19 protein-coding genes are annotated in these 18,271 nt (G+C 63.7%); 12 read left to right on the top strand and 7 right to left on the bottom strand.

Annotation, left to right across the window (positions count from 1 at the left end; all coding sequences use genetic code 11):
* The first annotated feature begins 52 nt into the window (after positions 1 to 52).
* From ACS7SF_RS20025 to ACS7SF_RS20015, 3 genes are all read left to right on the top strand, one after another.
* The gene (locus ACS7SF_RS20025) at positions 53 to 943 is read left to right on the top strand and encodes an NmrA family NAD(P)-binding protein (protein ID WP_439893888.1); all 891 of its coding nucleotides are present in this window, start codon (positions 53 to 55) and stop codon (positions 941 to 943) included.
* 124 nt (positions 944 to 1,067) lie between these two features.
* On the top strand, positions 1,068 to 1,853 hold the full coding sequence (locus ACS7SF_RS20020; RefSeq protein ID WP_439893887.1) for a hypothetical protein: 786 nt from the start codon (positions 1,068 to 1,070) through the stop codon (positions 1,851 to 1,853).
* A gap of 234 nt (positions 1,854 to 2,087) precedes the next feature.
* Positions 2,088 to 2,612, top strand: a complete 525-nt coding sequence (locus ACS7SF_RS20015; RefSeq protein WP_439893886.1) for a BON domain-containing protein — start codon at positions 2,088 to 2,090, stop codon at positions 2,610 to 2,612.
* An 18-nt stretch (positions 2,613 to 2,630) separates the two neighbouring features.
* Here the strand turns inward: ACS7SF_RS20015 and ACS7SF_RS20010 are convergent, their stop codons facing one another.
* The 4 genes from ACS7SF_RS20010 to ACS7SF_RS19995 form a co-directional block, all read right to left on the bottom strand.
* The gene (locus ACS7SF_RS20010) at positions 2,631 to 3,110 is read right to left on the bottom strand and encodes a YbhB/YbcL family Raf kinase inhibitor-like protein (RefSeq protein ID WP_439893885.1); all 480 of its coding nucleotides are present in this window, start codon (positions 3,108 to 3,110) and stop codon (positions 2,631 to 2,633) included.
* A 209-nt stretch (positions 3,111 to 3,319) separates the two neighbouring features.
* Positions 3,320 to 3,682 (bottom strand): DUF1304 domain-containing protein, encoded by a 363-nt coding sequence (locus ACS7SF_RS20005; protein ID WP_439893884.1) that lies wholly within the window; start codon positions 3,680 to 3,682, stop codon positions 3,320 to 3,322.
* Positions 3,683 to 3,761: 79 nt separating this feature from the next.
* Complete coding sequence (locus ACS7SF_RS20000; RefSeq protein ID WP_439893883.1) at positions 3,762 to 4,196, bottom strand: helix-turn-helix domain-containing protein; 435 nt, start codon at positions 4,194 to 4,196, stop codon at positions 3,762 to 3,764.
* Positions 4,193 to 4,567: a GIY-YIG nuclease family protein gene (locus tag ACS7SF_RS19995; RefSeq protein ID WP_439893882.1), complete on the bottom strand. Its 375-nt coding sequence runs from the start codon at positions 4,565 to 4,567 to the stop codon at positions 4,193 to 4,195. Before ACS7SF_RS19995 ends, ACS7SF_RS20000 begins: the two co-directional genes overlap by 4 nt.
* A 216-nt stretch (positions 4,568 to 4,783) precedes the next feature.
* On the opposite strand from ACS7SF_RS19995, the gene ACS7SF_RS19990 reads away from it, so the two are divergent.
* Positions 4,784 to 5,497: a dienelactone hydrolase family protein gene (locus ACS7SF_RS19990; protein WP_439893881.1), complete on the top strand. Its 714-nt coding sequence runs from the start codon at positions 4,784 to 4,786 to the stop codon at positions 5,495 to 5,497.
* Here ACS7SF_RS19990 and ACS7SF_RS19985 read toward each other — a convergent pair.
* Positions 5,494 to 7,128, bottom strand: coding sequence for an NAD(P)-binding protein (locus ACS7SF_RS19985; RefSeq protein ID WP_439893880.1), 1,635 nt, complete (start codon positions 7,126 to 7,128; stop codon positions 5,494 to 5,496). The two genes, ACS7SF_RS19990 and ACS7SF_RS19985, sit on opposite strands and share 4 nt — an antisense overlap.
* A complete protein-coding gene (locus tag ACS7SF_RS19980) occupies positions 7,128 to 8,705 on the bottom strand; it encodes a polyamine aminopropyltransferase (protein ID WP_439893879.1) in 1,578 nt (525 codons plus the stop codon). The genes ACS7SF_RS19985 and ACS7SF_RS19980 overlap by 1 nt, the downstream gene beginning before the upstream one ends.
* Positions 8,706 to 8,893: 188 nt before the next feature.
* Here ACS7SF_RS19980 and ACS7SF_RS19975 point away from each other — a divergent pair, with 188 nt between their 5' ends.
* The 7 genes from ACS7SF_RS19975 to ACS7SF_RS19945 all read left to right on the top strand — a co-directional run bounded on the left by ACS7SF_RS19975 (position 8,894) and on the right by ACS7SF_RS19945 (position 15,242).
* Positions 8,894 to 9,292 (top strand): DUF350 domain-containing protein, encoded by a 399-nt coding sequence (locus ACS7SF_RS19975; RefSeq protein WP_439893878.1) that lies wholly within the window; start codon positions 8,894 to 8,896, stop codon positions 9,290 to 9,292.
* A 58-nt stretch (positions 9,293 to 9,350) separates the two neighbouring features.
* The gene (locus tag ACS7SF_RS19970; RefSeq protein ID WP_439893877.1) at positions 9,351 to 10,394 is read left to right on the top strand and encodes an SPFH domain-containing protein; all 1,044 of its coding nucleotides are present in this window, start codon (positions 9,351 to 9,353) and stop codon (positions 10,392 to 10,394) included.
* 88 nt (positions 10,395 to 10,482) lie between these two features.
* Positions 10,483 to 11,931, top strand: a complete 1,449-nt coding sequence (locus tag ACS7SF_RS19965; protein ID WP_439893876.1) for a DUF4178 domain-containing protein — start codon at positions 10,483 to 10,485, stop codon at positions 11,929 to 11,931.
* Positions 11,928 to 12,113 carry a hypothetical protein gene (locus ACS7SF_RS19960; protein ID WP_426399935.1) on the top strand — a complete coding sequence of 62 codons (186 nt, stop codon included), beginning with the start codon at positions 11,928 to 11,930 and terminating at the stop codon, positions 12,111 to 12,113. The genes ACS7SF_RS19965 and ACS7SF_RS19960 overlap by 4 nt, the downstream gene beginning before the upstream one ends.
* Complete coding sequence (gene speD / locus ACS7SF_RS19955) at positions 12,110 to 12,517, top strand: adenosylmethionine decarboxylase (protein ID WP_439893875.1); 408 nt, start codon at positions 12,110 to 12,112, stop codon at positions 12,515 to 12,517. Before ACS7SF_RS19960 ends, speD begins: the two co-directional genes overlap by 4 nt.
* A 140-nt stretch (positions 12,518 to 12,657) precedes the next feature.
* Positions 12,658 to 13,947, top strand: coding sequence for an alpha-hydroxyketone-type quorum-sensing autoinducer synthase (cqsA, locus tag ACS7SF_RS19950; RefSeq protein WP_439893874.1), 1,290 nt, complete (start codon positions 12,658 to 12,660; stop codon positions 13,945 to 13,947).
* Between the two features lie 68 nt (positions 13,948 to 14,015).
* Positions 14,016 to 15,242 carry a sensor histidine kinase gene (locus ACS7SF_RS19945; protein WP_439893873.1) on the top strand — a complete coding sequence of 409 codons (1,227 nt, stop codon included), beginning with the start codon at positions 14,016 to 14,018 and terminating at the stop codon, positions 15,240 to 15,242.
* Positions 15,243 to 15,276: 34 nt separating this feature from the next.
* Here the strand turns inward: ACS7SF_RS19945 and fumC are convergent, their stop codons facing one another.
* Positions 15,277 to 16,674, bottom strand: a complete 1,398-nt coding sequence (fumC, locus tag ACS7SF_RS19940; RefSeq protein ID WP_439893872.1) for a class II fumarate hydratase — start codon at positions 16,672 to 16,674, stop codon at positions 15,277 to 15,279.
* A 168-nt stretch (positions 16,675 to 16,842) separates the two neighbouring features.
* On the opposite strand from fumC, the gene mdtD reads away from it, so the two are divergent.
* Entirely contained in the window at positions 16,843 to 18,267 is a 1,425-nt protein-coding gene (gene mdtD / locus ACS7SF_RS19935; protein WP_439893871.1) for a multidrug transporter subunit MdtD, read from the top strand.
* The last annotated feature ends 4 nt before the right edge of the window (positions 18,268 to 18,271 follow it).

The raw sequence follows: 18,271 nt of genomic DNA, 5'->3' as shown, positions 1-18,271 counted from the left end.
GCTTTGCGAGGGCGACCTAAGCTCGCGTCTCACCTCTGATAGGAGCGCGAGCATGTTTGTCATCTTTGGAGCATCCGGCAAGGTCGGTCACGCTACCGCCACGGCATTGCGTAACGCGGGGTGCCCCGTGCGTGCGGTGGTGCGTCATGGTCGGCAAGGTGAGGCGCTGGCCAAGATCGGCTGCGACATTGCCATCGCTGAGCTGACCGATTCAGCCTCCGTCGCGTCGGCCATCGAGGGCGCTACGGCGGTGCAGATACTGTGCCCGGTGCCGGTGGGCGATACAGATCCAGCGTCGACCATGGAGCGCATGATCGACGTGGCCGCCGATGCGCTGCGTGCCAACCCGCCGCCCGCAGTGCTGGCCCTGTCGGACTACGGCGCGGAGCTGAACTACGGGACGGGCCTCACGCGGCTGTTCCATCTGCTGGAAGAACGGCTCAAACCGTTGGCCACGCACCTCACGCTGCTGCGTTCGGCCGAGCACGCGCAGAACTGGGCGGCGATGCTGCCGGTCATGCTGGCGACGGGGCGGTTGCCGAGCTTGCACCAACCACTGGATCGCGCCTTTGCAACAGTTGCAACGCAGGACGTCGGCGCGCTGGCCGCGGAACTCCTGCAGGAAGGCCTGGCGGGGAAGGCAACGCGCATCGTCAGTGTGGAAGGCCCACGCCGGGTGAGCCTGATCGAAGTGGCGCGCGCTTTCAGCGCCGTCATCGGCCGCGAGATCATCGCTGAAGCCGTGCCGCGCGCGGCCTGGGCACCGATGCTGCAGCGCGCGGGCTTGAGCGCGAACCACGTGCAGCTCATCACCGAACTGTACGACGCAGTAAATGCCGGGCAGATCGATGTCGAAAAGGGCGTTTCCGAACAGCGCTTCGGCGAGACCGAGTTGCACGATGTGTTTGCCGCGATGCTCGCGGCACACGGCAAGTCGAGGTAGCAGGGCGACGCCGAGGGCGGCAAATACGAATGCCTCTTATGCAGATTTGTATCTGCGCCTCCCGGTTATTCCGCACGGCACACTATGACCTCACTATGATCTCGGGATTGCTTCGGAGGTCATCATGTTGTCTGCACAGGCTGCGCGCGCGATGGGAACGGCGGTTGTGTTATCGGCATTGGCGCTGCCGGCGCAAGCGGTGCTGCCTGATGAGATCCAGGTCTACACCGGCGATATCAACGCACCGGGCGAGTTCGGGTTGGAGTTGCACGTCAATACCACGCCCAGCGGCATTGACGCGCCGAGCTATCCGAACGAAGTCACGACGCCCCACGGCTGGCGTGCCACGGCAGAGTTCTCCTACAGCCTGACGCCGTCTTTGGAGTTGGGGCTGTATGTGCCGACCACGCTCACGCGCGAGAACACGTACTACGTGACCGGTCCCAAGGTTCGGGTGAAATGGATGCCCGTTCGGCCCGTTGATGGCGTTGGGCAATTTGCAGGCATCAACGTGGAACTTGCCCACGTGGCTGGGCGTTTCGAGGCGTCGCAGAACGCGATGGAACTCCGGCCCATCTATGGGTATCAGGATGACCGGTGGCTATGGGCGGTCAATCCGGTGCTGGATTGGAATCTCTCGGGGGATGGGCGCAGCGGCGTGCCGGAAGCCGCGCCCAGTTTCAAGATTGCGCGGACGGTTGCCACGGGCGTGCGTGCCGGCATGGAGTATTACGCCGGGCTTGGCCCCATCAACCATATCGCGCCACTGCACGAACAGCAGCACACGGCATTTCTGGCATTCGATGTGGACCTCAAGCCGTTTGTTTTCAATTTCGGCATTGGGCGTGGCCTGACACGCGCAACCGACCGCTGGACGCTGAAGTGGATCTTCGAGATTCCGCTGAGCTGATCCCTGGCCGCTGTGCCACGTAGCACCTATGCTTTGCAGCACACGATTGCGCTAGTCCGCTGAATCATTGAAATGGGAGGGGCAGGACATGCCAGGCGGGATGCCGCGCTAGGCGCAGAGCGCAGCAATAGCTGGCTATTGCGAGCATTTGCAACGACGCGATGTGCCCGCATGGCGTGGCAGGCACCGACCAATTTCAGTGATTCAGTGGACCCAGTCCGCCAGGAGGCCGCCATGACGATCGACTTACGCTGCATTGCACTGGCACTGCTGTTGGCAGCGTCTCCCACGCATGCCGAAGACGACCTGCAGAACCGCGGTCACGACCCGTTCTTCCAGATATCGTCGGGCGTGGCCAACTGCCCCGAGCCTGCCGGTCCGCGCATCAGCGAGGCCGAGTGGAAACGTGATTCCCACCATCGCATCGAGCACGGCAACCATTGCTGGGTCGAAGGTCGCTGTCGTTTACCCAACGCCTTTGCATACGACGACGAGATTGCCGAGACGGCTCAGCGGCGCCTGCAGTGGATGGCCATCCACGTGCCGGGCTGGAAGCAAAACACGACGCTGTGGGTGACGGTGTGGCAGCGCTGGATGCTTGTGCAGGGTTGCGTGGCGCCGGGCTACACGTTCGAGCCGTTCATGACTGCGCTGCACGACGTGCCCGATGTGGAGCGCTTCATCAACGAGACGACGGCACACCCGGAGCGCGGCGTGCCGTATGCGCTGTTCCGCAAGGGTGCAGTCGCCAAACCTTGAGTTGCTCAGAGGCGGGGCTCAGGGCTTGTGCTTCTGGTAGGTGCCGATGAGTTCGGCTTCTGCCATCACATGACCGCGCATGGCGCGTTCCAGTTCGGCCTTGGTGGGTGCGCCCAGCTCCGGCAGTTCCACGTTCAGCGCGTAAAGCTTGTGGTAGTAGCGATGCCGCCCGGTGGGCGGGCATGGGCCGCCGTAAGCGGTGCGCTGCCAGTCGTTGTTGCCGGGGCGCGCGCCGGCCGGTAGACCCTTGCGCGCGGCATCTTCGGCCAGCGACGTGGTGCCGGGCGGGATGTTATAGAGCACCCAGTGGACCCACGTCATCTGCGGTGCTGCCGGATCGGGGGCGTCCGGGTCATCGACGATCAATGCCAAGCTGCGTGCGCCTGCCGGTACACCCGTCCACGCGAGCGGTGGCGATGTATCCGAGCCTTCGCATGTGAGACGGCTGGGGATCTCGCCGCCGGGGGCAAAGGCCGGAGAGGTCAAGGTGAGCGTCATGGCGTTCCTCACTTGAGCGGAGACGGGCGTGCCGCATACGGCCACCACCAGCAGCGTCAGGACGCATGTTTGGCGGCAACGCTGCGGCATGTGTGAAATCCCGTTGGGAGGGCGCCTCCGGTGCGGTGCGGCCCTCTGACTCCTTTCAAGCTAGTGCGCGACAGCGGTGCAGGCAAGCATCGCCGCCGTCGCCTGAGCGCACACCGCCGTCAGGCAAACAATGGCAGCACCAGCGCTGCCACCGCAGGCACGGTCTGCACATACAGAATCCGCCGGCTGACAGTGATGGCGCCCCAGATGCCGGCCACCGCCACGCAGATCAGCCCGAACAACGCAAACGCGGCGTTGATGGCCGGGTCCGGCGCGACCAGCCCGATCACCAGCGCCGCTACCAGAAAGCCGTTGTACAGGCCCTGGTTGGACGCCATGGCTGCGGTTTCGGCAGCTTTCTCGGGCGTCATGCGGAACACCTTCGGGCCGCGCGACTTCCACAACACCATCTCCAGCACGACGATGTAGACGTGGATCAGCAGTACCAGCAGGTAGACGATCAGGGCAAGGGTTTTGATCATGGCGTTTGTCATGTCAGGAATGAGCGTGCCGCCATGATAGAGATTTTGCGCCGCCTGCCTGCTCCCAGAAGGAGGGGTATCAGAGCGCTGTCAGCACGCGGGCCTTGGCAAAGGTGTGCAGCGACACTTCCGCCGAGGCGATGGATGCCGGCTCGATTGCCGTCAGCGCCTCGCCGCAGAGCCTGTCGATGGTCTCGCGTGCGTTGTGCGCGAGCGTCTTGCCTGCGGGGCGAATGGCAATCTGGCGGCCCGCGTGCGTGCTTTGGCGCTCGACCAGGCCGATCTTCTCCAACGCCAGCACGCGCTGAAGCACGGCAGGGCGAGGCAGCCCGAGCGGCTGCGCGCACTCTGCGAGGCTGGCGTGGCTGTCTGCATGTGAGGCCAGCCAATCCAGCAGCACGAAATCAGCGAAATCGATGCCGTAGTGCGTGCCGAGCTTGTCGTCGAGTTTGCGCTGCAGGCTGGCCTGTGCGCGCTGCACTGCCATGCAGAACGTGAATCCCGGGGTACTCATGCTGCGCGCTCCTCGTTTTCATAGCCACATGCGCCTTGGCAGGGGACTTCCTGGCGCCAGAGCGTGACCAGCGTTTCCAGTTCGTGCGCCGCATCAAAGTCCGGCGCCTCACGGTGCTTGACCAGATCGAGCACTTCAAACACGAAGCTCGATTCGCCGTGGTCTGCCCAGTCCTTGCGGAGCAACGCGTTGGCATGGGTGCCGTGCTTCAGCTCGAAGTGATGGCGGTTGAGCGTGCCCTGCACGTTCGTGCTGCCTTTGACCAGCGCCCGGCCGGTGATGAGGTTGCGGATGGCATAAACACCCCAGCCTGCGCCCGCGCGGCTTCGGGTCTCCAGGTACTGGCGTTTCAGTTCTCGTCGGTTGGTCATGGTGGGTCCTTGTGCGATGGATGTGTGGTCAAGCCTGCGTTGATTCGCAGGCGTCGTTCGCTAATTATTACCCGGGTAATAAAGGTTGGTCAATAATACCCGGGTTAAATTTGTTGGGGAAGGCTTTAGCTCACTTGGATCATCGCGAGGGGCGGCTGCAAATTTCACGGCCCGCGGCTATGCTGTGCGCTTTCGTTTCAGGCAAAGGAGCCACGCATGACTGCGCCGCAAGGATCCATGATCTCGTTCAAGCGCCCGGACGGGCGTGAACTCCAGGGCTGTCTGGCCAAGCCGGCCAAGGCGGAGGGCGCCCCCGGGGTGGTCGTCATCCAGGAGTGGTGGGGCCTGAATGACCAGATCAAGGGCGTGGCGGATCGCCTCGCGCGCGCCGGCTATGTGGCGCTGGTGCCCGATCTCTATCGAGGCTCGATGACGGTGGAAGAGGAAGAGGCTCACCACCTGATGAGCAACCTGAACTTTGGCGATGCGGCCACGCAAGACGTGCGCGGCGCCGTGCAGTACCTCAAGCAGACCTGCGACCGCGTGGGCGTGACGGGCTACTGCATGGGTGGCGCACTGACGCTGCTGGCGCTGTGCAATGTGCCCGAAGCCGCTGCCGGTGTGGTCTGGTACGGCTGCCCGCCGCTGGAGTACATCGATGCCTCGAAGATCAAGGTGCCGGTGCAGGGCCACTGGGCCACGCAAGATGGCTTCTTCAAGATCGAAACGGTTGACGAACTGGAAAAGAAGCTGACCGGCGCCGGTGTCGATGTCGACTTCCACCGCTACCTTGCACACCACGCCTTCGCCAACGAAACCGCCGTCGGCCCCAACCGCATTGCCGCCACGCAATACGACCCGGTGTGGGCGCAGCATGCGTGGGACCGCGCGCTGACGTTCTTTGGTCGTACGCTCTGGAGCAAGGGCTAACCGGCCAGAATCACCCGCGCCGCGCGGTCACCCCACCACGCGGCTTCTTCGAAGACCGAATAGCCGGACAGGTCCGCATGTGCATAGTGGATCGGTCCGGCGCTCTTACGCAGGCGCGCAATGCCCGGCCGCGAGAGAAAGCCCGGCGTGGGAATGGCCATCGCATGGCCACGTAGCGTCAGGTCGGCACGGCGGATCTGTGTGCGCAGGCGGATGCCGTACACCGTATCGAGATCGGCCAGCGCGCGATCCAGCAGCGCCTGTGGCGGTGCCTTCAGCAGCCATTCGCGCGCGGCCTTGGGCGTCATGTCCGACAGCGCCACATAGGCCGTGAACACGCTTTGCGCAGGTGGCCCGACGCGAATGTCCTGGTGATTGGCCACCACATAGCCCAACCCCGTACCGCGATAGACCACGTTGTCCCACGCGAGCGGCGTGTCGTCGTGCTCGGGCGGAAAGCCTTCGATCAACAGGTTGGCGAGCAGCCACGGTGCGGCTTCGGGCAGCTCGGCGGCGGGCACGTCAAAGCCCTCGACGACATGTTTAGCTACATGCAGCGGCATCGCGCTGACCACGTGGTCGGCCAGCAGCCGTATGACGCGGCCATCGGCTTGCAGCACATCGGCGAAAGCATGCGCGCCGCCTTCGTTTGTTGTGCCGATGCGTGCGGCGCTGCCAGTCAATAGGCGGCCCGTCTCTTTCAAACCGGCAGCTTCAAAGAGCCGTTCGGCCATCCAGTCCAGCCCTTCCGGCCACGTGAGTACGGTGCCCTGTTCGGCGTTGCTGGCCATGCCGCCGCGGCTGGCGAAGTAGGCAATGCCGGCCCACGCGGAGACGTGGTCGGCGGTGCTGCCATAGTCGTCGCGGCAGCAGTAATCGGCATACCAGTGCAGCGTGGTGGCGTGGTAACCCTCGCGGTGCAGCCAGTCGCGGAAGGTGAGTGTGTCGAGCGCGCGCCAGGCCGGGTCAGCGGAAGCCAGCGCCGTGGGGACGGTGAAGATGCGTCGGCCATCATTGCCGGTAGTCTGGCGCAGGCGGTCGATGTGGGCGAAGAAGCGGGTGTGCTCGGCACGCTCTTCGGGCGTGATGCCCTCATGCGGGACGAAGCCGTCTTGCCAGCGATCGCCGAGCCACAGGCGTTCATCCGGCGCATGCACGAGCACCCGTTCGTCATAGGTGGGGCGCAGCGCAAATGGGTTGCGCTCGATCACGCCAAAGTCGGCGAGCATCTCGCGCACATGCGTCGATTCCATCGACGGCAGCGGCAGGTAATGCGCGCCCGTCGGAAAGCGCTGGGTGCCCGACGCCGTATTGAACCCGCCACCGGCGGCGTTGCCGTAGCGCTCCGGCCCCTCCACGACCACCACATCGTGCCGGCCGCTCTTCGCCAGCCGCCATGCGCAGCTCAATCCGCCGATGCCGCTGCCACAGATGGCCACGCCGACGCGCCGTGTTTCCGATGGCGCGGGCAAGGCACGCAGATCGCGTAACTGGTGGCCGGCAGCCTGGCCAGGCATGCGCACCTTGGGCGTGATCTCCGTCAAGGCGCGAAAGCCGGCCCACGAAGCAGCACCTGCCGCAGCCACACCGGCCGCCGCCGCGCCCACCAGAAAGCTGCGTCGCGTCGCCATCAGCGCAGCACGCCGTGCCAGTCTTCTTCGAAATACCGCACCAGCGACTGATTGTTCAGCCGGTTGGGCTCCACCTGCGGGCGCGGCATGTCGGGCGCGAAGCTGAACATCTGGCGCGTGGTGTCGGCATCCAGGAAGCGTGTCGGCACGCGGTAGGACGTGGGCGGCTGGAAGTCCGCACGGCCCGGCGCCGCCAGGATGAAGCCCCATTCGCCAAACGACGGCACCAGCGCGTGATACGGCCACGTGCGGTAGCCGGCTTCCTTCAAGGTCGCGTCCACGCACCAGTACGAGCGCGGTGCGAAGTAGGGCGACGTCGCCTGAATGACCACGAGCCCCGTATCCGCCACATGGCGCGACAGCAGCCGGTAAAACGGCACCGAATACAGCTTGCCGATGCTGAAGTTGGACGGGTCCGGAAAATCGACGATGGCCACGTCGAACATGTCGGTGGCGGTCTGCAGCCATTGCCCCGCATCGGCGTTGACCACTGTCACGCGTGGGTCGCTGAACGAATGCTGGTTGAGCGCCACCAGCGCTTCCGCATGCGAGAACAAGTTCGTCATGCGCGGGTCCAGATCGACCAGCGTGACGTGTTCGACTTCGCGGTACTTCAGGATCTGGCGCAGCGCGAGGCCGTCACCGCCGCCCAGCACCAGCACGCGTCGCGCGCCGCGCACGGATTCCAGCGCAGGCAGCACCAGCGCCTCGTGGTAGCGGTATTCGTCCCGCGAGGAGAACTGCAGGTTGCCGTTGATGTAGAGGCGCAGATCATCCTTCCAGCGTGTCACCACCAGCCGCTGATACGGCGAGGAAATCGCGTGGATGATCTCGTCGCCAAAGAGCGCGCGTTCCGACCAATGTGTGAGCTTGTCCGACGCGCCAAAGCCCGCCAGCAGCGCCGCCGCCACCGCGCCCGCGCGCCACGCCATGGCCGTGCGCATGCGCGCGGTGAGGGCCAGCTCGGCGCGGAAGTGCCACAGCGTCCACACCGCAATCGCCGTGTTGAACAGGCCGAAGAGGAAACCGGTACGCACCAGCCCCAGGCGCGGCGCCAGCACCAGCGGAAACAGCAGCGACACCGCCAGCGCGCCCAGGTAATCGAACGTCAGCACGCGGCTGACCAGGTCGGAGAACTTGGCTTGCCGGCGATGCAGCATGCGCATCACCAGCGGAATCTCCATGCCCACCAGCACGCCAATCACCGTCACCAGCGCATACAGCACCAGCCGGAACGGTGCGGATTCCACCGCAAACAACACAAACAGCGCTGCCGCCGATACACCGCCAAACAGCCCCACCAGCAGTTCCAGATCGACGAAGCGGGCGAGCAGCGCATCATCCGCCACATAGCGCGAGAGCCACGAGCCAATGCCCATCGCAAACAGGTACGCGCCGATGATGGAGGAGAACTGCAGGATGGAATCGCCCAGTAGGTACGAAGCCAATGCCCCGGCAATCAGTTCGTAGGCCAGCCCGCACGAGGCGACGATGAAGACAGCGAGAACGAGCAGGGCATTGCCGCGGCCGGCCGGCTGCGTGGATTCGTAAGTGGCGTCAGGCTGCGGCGTCGACATGCGGCAAGGGTGGAAAATGAAGGGGCGTTAACAAACGGCGGACCCGAATGGCGAGCGCGATTGTGCCGTCTTTTTCGTGCCGCCGCGAGCGCATCGCGCGCAACAGAATGGGGGGTACGCAAGCGACGCATGAGCCGCTATAGTGGCGCCACCTATGCACTGCCAGCCCACGTTGGCCACCATCTGCCATGCCCGACATGACCGCTTCCGTGATCGCCTACGCCTCGCACCTGCTGGCGGGTGCTCTGGTGTTCTCTGGCTTCTTCTTCATCTACCTGCGTCTGACGCCGTATGACGAGTTCAAGCTGATCCGTGAAGGCAATATTGCGGCGGCGCTGTCGCTGGCCGGTGCGCTGCTTGGTTTCGTGCTGACCATCGCGTCGAGCATCACGCACGCCGATGGCCTGATGCCGTTTCTGTTCTGGGCGGTGATGGCGTCGATCGTGCAATTGATCGTCTTTCTGGTGCTGACGCGGCTGATGCCGGACTACCGCCTCCAGATCGAGCACAACAACATTGCCGCCGGTATGCTGTTTGGCGTGAGCGCGCTGGCGGTTGGTGTGATCAACGCGGCGTGCCTGTCCTGATTCGTGTCCTGATTTTCTGATTGTTCCTGCCCCGCAAATCATTGCGAAGGAGTTTGCTGTGAGCCTGTCCAGTTTTATCAAAAAGCAGTTTATTGACATCCTGCAGTGGACGGAGAGCGAAGACGGTGTGCTCGCCTGGCGCTACCCCATGCAGGACATGGAAATCCAGAACGGCGGCACCCTGGTCGTGCGCGACTCGCAGATGGCGATGTTCGTCAACGAAGGGCAGATCGCCGATGTGTTCAGCGCCGGCACCTTCAAGCTGACCACGCAGACGCTGCCCGTTCTCACGTACCTGAAGAACTGGGACAAGCTGTTTGAGTCCCCCTTCAAGTCCGACGTCTACTACTTCAGCACGCGCCAGCAGCTCGGCCGCCGCTGGGGCACGCCGCAGCCGGTCACGGTGCGCGACAAGGATTTCGGCATGGTGCGCCTGCGCGCCTTTGGCGTGTATGCCTACCACGTGGCCGACCCCAAGCTGTTCTACCAGCAGGTGAGCGGCACGCGCGACATCTACACCGTGGATGAAGTCGAGGCGCAACTCGGCCCCGTCATCATGGGTGCGATGGCCACGGCGTTTGGCGAATCCGGTGTGCCGTTCCTGGACCTGGCCGCCAACCAGATGCTGATGTCGAACAAGGTGCGCGAGGCTCTGGCGCCGCAGTTCACGCAGTACGGCCTGGCGCTGGATAGCTTCCAGGTCTCCAGTGTCACGCTGCCGGACGAACTGCAGGCCGCGCTGGACCGCCGCATCAGCATGGACATGACCGGCGACATGCAGCGCTTCACGCAGTACCAGACAGCTGAATCGCTGCCGCTGGCGGCGCGCAATGAAGGTGGCATCGCGGGCACAGGCGCCGGCCTGGCAGCGGGCTTGGCGATGGGCCAGGCGATGGCTGACAGCCTGCGCACGGCAGTGCAGGGCGGTGCCGCACAAGCGCCGGCAGCGCAACCGGCCGCCGCCGCGCCTGCAGCGCCGGCCGCAGACGACCCGACCGCACGTTTGGGCAAGCTCAAGGAATTGCTCGACAAGGGCCTCATCACGCAAGCGGACTTTGATGCTGGCAAGGCTGCTGTGCTCAAGGCGCTGACCGGAGGCTGATCTTCAGCCTTACGGATTGGATGATCGGGCGGCACCGTAAGCCGCCCGTTTTTCTGCGCAATGTTTCGCGCGATCGAACGACCTGACCATGTTTCATGCCAACTGCCCGGCGTGTGGCGCGCCGGTGGAACTGAAGTCTGCCGCCGCCGTCATGACGGTGTGCAGCTTCTGCAAAAGCACGCTGCTGCGCGACGGCGAGACGCTGTCCGACATCGGCAAGATGTCCGCCGTGCTGGAGGACTACGCACGCGTGCAGATCGGCACCACCGGGCGCTACAAGACCAAGGCGTTCACCGTCGTCGGTCGCATTCAGTTGCGCTACGACGCCGGCTTCTGGAACGAGTGGTACATCCTCTTCGATGACGGCACCGATGGCTGGCTGGCAGAAGCCTCCGGGCAAGTGACGATCACCTTTTCGCGCGGCACACCGGCCAACGCTGTCGCCTTTGAGACGCTGCGTCCGGGTCTGCAGTACGAGGCGGAAGGCAAGCCGTTCACGCTGTCCGACGTGCGCGAGGCCGATTGCACCGGCGGCCAGGGTGAGTTGCCGTTCCGCGTGGGCGAAGGCTGGCATGCCAAGGTGGCCGATGGCCGCCGCGACGATGCGTTCATCACGCTGGACTACTCTGACGGCACTGCCCCGACGCTTTACGTGGGCGAAGCCACCACGCTCGAACTGCTCAAGTGCCAGCTCCTGCGCACCGACGCCGAGATCAAGGAAACCGCCGGCCGCGTTCCGCGCAAACTCACCAACCTCGATTGCCCGCAGTGCGGCACGTCGATTCCGTTCAGCCCCGGCATGACCGGCCACGTGCTGTGCCCGGGCTGCGGCGCGGCCATCGATGCGGCCACACCGCGCGGCGAGATCATCGCCCGCGCGCGGTCAGTGCCGCAGGTTGTCACCACGCTGGAACTGGGCGACAAGGCGCTCATCGATGGCCAGCAGTGGCAGGTCATTGGCGTGATGCGCCGCACGGTGGTCGACGGTGGCGGTGAATGGTTTGAATACCTGCTGTACACGCCCAAGCGCGGTTTCAGCTGGATGGTCGAAACCAATGACGGCTGGTTCCGCGCCAACGTGCTCGACCGCTGGCCCACACAGACCGACGGCCGTAAAGCCACGCTCGGCAATACGCAATACACCCGCGACGAGGACTACACCGCCCGCGTGACCTACGCCGCCGGCGCGTTCAACTGGCGCGTGCAGGCGGGCGACCAGACGCGCGTGGTGGAATACACCGCCGGCCAGGAAAGCCTCGCCGCCGAGAGCGACGCGCATGAGCTGACGTGGTCCAAGAGCACGCCGGTGAGTGCCGCGCAGATCAAGGCGTGGTTCGGCAAGGTGGTGCCGGAACCGGTTGAAGAATCGTCGTCGAATTACATGACGGTGGCCGTGGTGGCGTGCGTGCTGCTGGGCTTGCTGAACCTTGTGCCGTTCTTCATGGCGCCGGGGTCAGTGTTTGTGATCACGTTGTTTGCGGCGCTGTTGCTGATTGTGCCGGCGTGGCTGGTCGCCAAGGTTGGGGGTGGCGAATGAAGGGGTGGTTCGTCTTCTATGCCGTGGCGGTGGTCATCGGCGCGACATACATGGACTGGAAGGCGGGGTTTGCCGCGCCGCGCACGCCGTCGTACGGCAATAGCTCCAGCGGTTCGTCCTACTGGGGCGGTTCTTCGGGCGGCAGTGGTTATGGTGGTGGCTTCAGCGGGGGCCACAAGTGACGCGGACTGACGTGCCGCCCTCCATGGCCGATGTACCCGCCGCGGTGGGGGAGCATCTGCTGCTCGACTTGTACGGGATCGCGCCTGATTTGCTGCGCGATCCGGCGGCGCTGGAAACTACCTTGCGCGCGGCGGCCGCTGCGCTGGGGGCGACCATCCTGCATGCGCACCTGCATCGCTTTGATTCGCTGCGCGCCGGTTTGCCGGCAGGTGAGCAGGGCGGCGTGACCGGCGTGCTGCTGCTGGCGGAATCCCATCTTTCCATCCATACCTGGCCGGAACATGGGTTTGCCGCCGTGGACGCGTTCATGTGCGGCACGGGCACGACGCATGCCGCCCGCGCGGTATTTGAGCGGGCGTTGGCGCCCGAACGCGTGGATGTACGCGTCATGCAGCGCGGCTGATGAACGGTCTAGGCCTTTCGGTTTAATACATATTTCAGCCTGTTCATGTTTCACCCATGACGGGCAGAGTGGTACTTCGGGTTGCATTCCGATGGCGGATGCAAGGCCATCGGTGTTTTTCATCAACCGACGAGGCCTTCATGACCACACTGCCCACGCAAGTTCCTTCTTCACTTGTTCCCACACCTTTCGTTGCGCCACCGGCATTGCCGGACTGGATCGAGGCCCGCATGCGGCGTCACTTCGATGACCGCATGGGAAAACTCTGGGGTGGCGATCACCTGTTGCATGGGTTGATGCCAGGTCCAGACGCGTTGCTTCTGAACGGCAACGACTATCTGTGTCTCCTCGGCGAGCGTTCACTTGTGCGTGCGCAGGCGCGCGCGCTACTTGGGCATGAGCATGAGGTGCTGATGTCTGCTGTGTTTCAGCATGGCGACACGCCGCAGAGCCGGCTAGAGGCTCGACTGGCCAAGCTGATGAGGGCTGAGGCCGGTTTGATTGCGCAGTCGGGGTGGGCCGCCAATGTGGGATTGATCCAATGCATCGCTGGGCCCGGCGTGCCGGTCTATGTGGATATGCATGCGCATGCCTCCTTGTGGGAGGGGATTCATGCTGCTGAGGCTCGGGCTGTTCCGTTCCGCCACAACGATGTTGAACATCTGAGGCGGCAACTGGAGTGCACTGGGCCGGGCATCCTTGTGGTGGATGCCGTCTACAGTACGACAGGCAGTGTTGCACCCCTACGGGAGGTCGCAGCGCTTGCAGAATCCACCGGGTCGGTGCTCGTGGTGGACGAGTCTCACTCCCTGGGTACGCACGGACCCAGCGGCGCGGGCCTGGTGGTGGAGCTCGGTCTTGAGGCGAAGGTGCACTTTCGGACCGCCTCGTTAGCCAAGGCGTTTGCCGGCCGCGCGGGATTCGTCGCCTGCAGTGGTACGTTCAAGGAATTCTTCACCGTGGAGGCGCGTCCAGCTATCTTTAGTTCGGGGCTCCTGCGTCATGAGTTGGCCTGGTTTGATGCTGCGGTGGACTTTATTGCTGCCGCGGATGATCGTCGGCAGAAACTCCATGCGATTACGCGTTCAATCAGAACCGGCATTGCCCAGTTGGGTTACAACATTGAGCAAGGTACCGAGCAGATCATCGCGCTGGAGGCGGGTTCGGAACCGCAGGTCAAAATTCTTCGTGACGCATTGCAATCCAATGGAATTTTTGGCGCTGTATTCTGTGCACCTGCTACACCTAAAAATCGAGCTTTAATCCGGCTGACACTGCATGCCAAAATTGCCCCGGCAGATATCCAGCGTTTATTAAGCGTGCTGGGGGACATTCGTGACCAAGTGGGGCTGGATGCGTGGCCCTCTACGCGACGGGCGAGACGAGCCGCTCCGGCTGACGCATTGAGAGAGTTTTCCAAGACCTTATGACGATAGAGCAGGTCAACGTATTGCCAGATAACCCAGTCAGTTGGGTGGTTCGACGCTGGCAGCAGCTGGTGAATACCCTGGTGCAAGCGGCACTCGTTGATGAAGAGAGTGCCGCACGTTTGCAGCGCATCCGCTTTGTGGGTGTGCTGGGCGTGGTAGGGCATCCACTGTATTTCTGGATCTGGGCGTATGTGTTTCCGCAACCCTATGAGAATCTTTGGTTGCGATTGCTGTGCATGCTGCTGTTCATCCCGTTATTGTTTGCAACCCGGCTGTCTCAGTACAAATGGCTGCCGCCTTACGCGCTGTTCGTAATTACGGCCGGCTTGCCTTTTGCCTTTATCTTCTTCTACCTGAAAAACGCGGGAACGATGGTATGGGCAGAATCCGTGATGATCGCGGTGGTGATCTTGTTCCACTTCGGTGCAACATTCGCCTTGGTCTCGCTTACAACGGGAGCGATTGCTGCGACAACGCTGTTTTTTCTGCTTGGCCACGCCGTTGACACGTTTCCTTGGCACACCCTGCTGGTCCAAATCCCGATTTTGGCGTTTGTCATTGCGGTGCTCATTGTCATCAAGTTGGATCGACAGGTTTTGGCGGAACACAAGCGGCGTGGTATGGAATTGGCGTTGGGCACCGTTGCCCATGAGCTGCGAACGCCGCTGGCCAGCATCGCGCTGACAGCACAAGGTATCCAGAAGCGCCTGCCGAACATGGTGCCGGTCGATCATCCCGATTTGCGGGTTGTGCAGCAAGCCGTCGAGCGCATGCGTGCCGATGTGGTTCGCGCCAACACCAGTATCGAACTACTGGTCGCCAACTCAAAAGACCCACAAACCGTCAGCACCGGCTGGTTCGACCCGCATGAGGCGATCTGCTCGGCAGTGGGCGCTTATCCGTTCGAGCCGGGCACGCGGGAGCTGGTGTCCATCGCGCCAAGCACGGGCGTGCAGGTGCTGGGCAACGCCAGCTTGTTCGAACACATCATCACCAACCTGACCAAGAACGCACTGGAAGCCATCCACCGCGTTGGCAAGGGCAGCATCCACATCGGTTATGCGCTGCAGCCCGAAACCGTGGAGATCGTGGTGCGCGACACCGGGGCCGGGGTGCCGCCGACTGTGCTCAAGCGGATGTTCCAGCCGTTCGTTTCCTACCCCGCGCATCGCGGCACGGGCATTGGCCTGATGTTCTGTCGCAAGGTGCTGCATAGCTGGGGCGCGGGCATCTCGTGCCATTCGGTCGAGCACGAGTACACCGAATTCCGCATCCGCTTTCCGAACCCGCGCTGAGGCTGTCTGCGCGGGGCCCGGGGGAGTCCGTCGCTTATCTGCCGACCATGTTTTCCGGCCGCACCCACGCATCGAACTGCTCGGGTGTGACGTAGCCCAGCGCCAATGCGGCCTCGCGCAGGCTCGTGCCTTCCTTGTGTGCCTTCTTGGCGATCTGCGCCGACTTGTCGTAGCCGATATGCGGGTTGAGGGCGGTCACCAGCATCAGCGAGCGCTGGACCAGTTCGTCGATGCGGCTGCGGTTGGGTTCGATGCCCACGGCGCAGTGGTCGTTGAAGCTGCGCATGCCGTCGGCCAGCAAGCGCACGCTGTGCAGGAAGTTGTAGGCGATCATCGGGCGGAACACGTTCAGCTCGAAGTTGCCCGATGCACCGCCCACGTTGACGGCGACGTCGTTGCCGAACACCTGGGCGCAGAGCATCGTCACGGCTTCGCTTTGCGTGGGGTTGACCTTGCCGGGCATGATGGACGAGCCCGGTTCGTTCTCGGGGATGGAGAGTTCGCCTAAGCCGCTGCGCGGGCCGCTTGCCAGCCAGCGGATGTCATTGGCGATTTTCGTCAGGCTGGCGGCTAGCGTTTTCAGCGCGCCGTGTGCATGCACGAGGCCATCGGCGGATGCCATCGTTTCGAATTTGTTCGGCGAGGTGATGAAGGGCAGACCGGTGAGTTGCTCCAACTCGGCGGCCACCTGCTCAGCGTAACCAGCGGGTGCGTTCAGGCCAGTGCCAACGGCCGTGCCGCCCAGCGCAAGTTCGCACAAGTGCGGCAGCGCGGCGTTCAGATGCGTTTCGTTGTGCTGCAACTGGGCGACGTAGCCGGAGAACTCCTGGCCGAGCGTGAGCGGCGTGGCGTCCTGCAGATGCGTGCGGCCGATCTTGATGATGCCGTCGAAATCTGCGGCCTTCTTGGCAAGCGTTTCGCGCAGCGTGCGCAGCGACGGAATCAGATGGTGCGTGATGGCCGTTACTGCGGCCACGTGCATGGCGGTCGGGAACACGTCGTTGGACGACTGGCTGCGGTTGACGTCATCGTTCGGATGCACGAGGCGCGCTTCGCCGCGCTCGCCGCCGAGCAACTCGCTGGCGCGGTTGGCGAGCACCTCGTTCATGTTCATGTTGGTCTGCGTGCCCGAGCCCGTTTGCCAGACCACCAGAGGGAACTCGTTCGGGTGCTTGCCGGCGATAACCTCGTCGGCGGCGGCAATGATGGCGTTGGCTTTGTCGGCGGACAGCAGGCCGAGGCGATGGTTGACGGCGGCGCTGGCACGTTTGATGCGCGCCAGCGCGTCGATCAGTTCGCGCGGCATGCGGTCGCCGGCAATGTCGAAGTTCTGCAGTGACCGCTGCGTTTGCGCGCCCCACAGGTGATCGGCGGGGACTTCAATGGGGCCAAAGGTGTCGCGTTCAAGGCGGGTGGCGGTGGGGGTTGTCATGGCGGGAGGAAAGGCACGAGTGACGAGGGCGAACGTTCCAGTATAGGCAGAGCCCAGTGCCCACGTTGGCGGTAGGGCGGAACGTGCCGTTTTGCCGGGTACACCGTTTGCGAGCCCGGGCGGGGCACGCCACAATGACGGCTCCGCCGCACGCCCAACTGCTTCGCCATGTCATCTTCCGTTTCCGTCGATACCTCTCTCAAACCGTTACTCTGGCTGGTGGCCATGGGTCTGTTCATGCAGACGCTGGATTCCACCATCGTCAATACGGCCTTGCCGGCCATGGCGCGCAGCCTGTCGGAAAGCCCGCTGAAGATGCAATCGGTCATCATCGCTTACACGTTGACGACCGCCATGCTGATGCCCGCCTCGGGCTGGCTGGCCGATCGCTTCGGCACACGCAAGATGTTCTTCGCGGCCATCTTCCTGTTCACCATCGGCTCGTTGCTGTGTGCGGAGTCGCGCAGCCTGACCATGCTGATTGCCGCGCGCGTGGTGCAGGGCGTGGGTGGCGCGTTGCTGATGCCCGTGGGGCGGCTGACGGTGCTGCGAGTGGTGCCGCGCGAGCAGTTCTTGCCGGCCATGAGCTTCGTCACCATTCCGGGGCTGATCGGCCCGCTGATCGGCCCGACGTTGGGTGGCTGGCTGGTGCAGGCGGCGTCGTGGCACTGGATCTTCCTCATCAACATTCCCGTAGGCGTGATTGGCGCGCTGGTCACGCTAAAGGTCATGCCCGATGTGCGTGCCGAGGATGACAGCCGCTTCGACTGGTCGGGCTATCTCATGCTGGCGTTTGGCATGGCGGCGGTGTCATTCTCGCTGGATGGCCTGTCGGAATTGGGCTTCCAGCACGCGACGGTGCTCGTGCTGCTGATCTTCGGGCTGGCGGCGCTCACGGCTTACTGGTTGCACGCGGGGCGTGTGGCCGGGCCGCTGTTCCCACGCACGCTGTTCGGTATTCCGAGCTTTTCGATTGGCGTGCTGGGCAACCTGTTTGCGCGCATCGGCAGCGGCGGCATGCCGTTCCTGATTCCGCTGTTGCTGCAGGTGAGCCTGGGGTATTCGCCGTTGCAGGCCGGCTTGATGATGGTGCCGGTGGCGGCTGCGGGCATGGCGGCCAAGCCCCTGGGCACGTGGGCCATCAAGCGCTATGGCTATCGGCGCATGCTGTTTGTGAACACGTTGATGGTCGGCCTGATGATGGCCAGCTTTGCGGTGATGACGCCCGATGTGCCGGTGTGGTTGCGCATCGTGCAACTGGCGCTGTTCGGCACCTTCAACTCGATGCAGTTCACTGCGATGAACACGCTCACGCTCAAAGACCTGAACGGGCCGCTGGCCAGTGCGGGCAACAGCATGCTGTCCATGGTGATGATGCTGTCGATGAGTCTGGGGGTGGCCGCCGCCGGCGCGCTGCTTGCGGGCTTTACAGACTTTACCGCCGGGCCGGAAGGGCGCGATACGCTGGCCGCGTTCCACAAGACCTTCGTCTGCGTGGGCATCATGACGGCGGCGGCAGCGTGGATCTTCGCGCAGCTCTCTCGCTTCGAGTCAACGCAGGTCGTCAAGCAGCCCGAGATCGAAGTGCATTGATGGC

This window comes from Ralstonia sp. 25C, assembly GCF_051904805.1.
Classification (GTDB): Bacteria; Pseudomonadota; Gammaproteobacteria; order Burkholderiales; family Burkholderiaceae; genus Ralstonia.
The sequence above is the reverse complement of the archived record's forward strand: the minus strand, read 5'-3'. Positions and strand labels throughout refer to the sequence as shown.

Coding starts and splice junctions, on each gene's coding strand:
- ACS7SF_RS20025 (WP_439893888.1), top strand. CDS start 53: ATGTTTGTCATCTTTGGAGCATCCGGCAAGGTCGGTCACGCTACCGCC.
- ACS7SF_RS20020 (WP_439893887.1), top strand. CDS start 1,068: ATGTTGTCTGCACAGGCTGCGCGCGCGATGGGAACGGCGGTTGTGTTA.
- ACS7SF_RS20015 (WP_439893886.1), top strand. CDS start 2,088: ATGACGATCGACTTACGCTGCATTGCACTGGCACTGCTGTTGGCAGCG.
- ACS7SF_RS20010 (WP_439893885.1), bottom strand. CDS start 3,110: ATGACGCTCACCTTGACCTCTCCGGCCTTTGCCCCCGGCGGCGAGATC.
- ACS7SF_RS20005 (WP_439893884.1), bottom strand. CDS start 3,682: ATGATCAAAACCCTTGCCCTGATCGTCTACCTGCTGGTACTGCTGATC.
- ACS7SF_RS20000 (WP_439893883.1), bottom strand. CDS start 4,196: ATGAGTACCCCGGGATTCACGTTCTGCATGGCAGTGCAGCGCGCACAG.
- ACS7SF_RS19995 (WP_439893882.1), bottom strand. CDS start 4,567: ATGACCAACCGACGAGAACTGAAACGCCAGTACCTGGAGACCCGAAGC.
- ACS7SF_RS19990 (WP_439893881.1), top strand. CDS start 4,784: ATGACTGCGCCGCAAGGATCCATGATCTCGTTCAAGCGCCCGGACGGG.
- ACS7SF_RS19985 (WP_439893880.1), bottom strand. CDS start 7,128: ATGGCGACGCGACGCAGCTTTCTGGTGGGCGCGGCGGCGGCCGGTGTG.
- ACS7SF_RS19980 (WP_439893879.1), bottom strand. CDS start 8,705: ATGTCGACGCCGCAGCCTGACGCCACTTACGAATCCACGCAGCCGGCC.
- ACS7SF_RS19975 (WP_439893878.1), top strand. CDS start 8,894: ATGCCCGACATGACCGCTTCCGTGATCGCCTACGCCTCGCACCTGCTG.
- ACS7SF_RS19965 (WP_439893876.1), top strand. CDS start 10,483: ATGTTTCATGCCAACTGCCCGGCGTGTGGCGCGCCGGTGGAACTGAAG.
- ACS7SF_RS19960 (WP_426399935.1), top strand. CDS start 11,928: ATGAAGGGGTGGTTCGTCTTCTATGCCGTGGCGGTGGTCATCGGCGCG.
- cqsA (WP_439893874.1), top strand. CDS start 12,658: ATGACCACACTGCCCACGCAAGTTCCTTCTTCACTTGTTCCCACACCT.
- fumC (WP_439893872.1), bottom strand. CDS start 16,674: ATGACAACCCCCACCGCCACCCGCCTTGAACGCGACACCTTTGGCCCC.
- mdtD (WP_439893871.1), top strand. CDS start 16,843: ATGTCATCTTCCGTTTCCGTCGATACCTCTCTCAAACCGTTACTCTGG.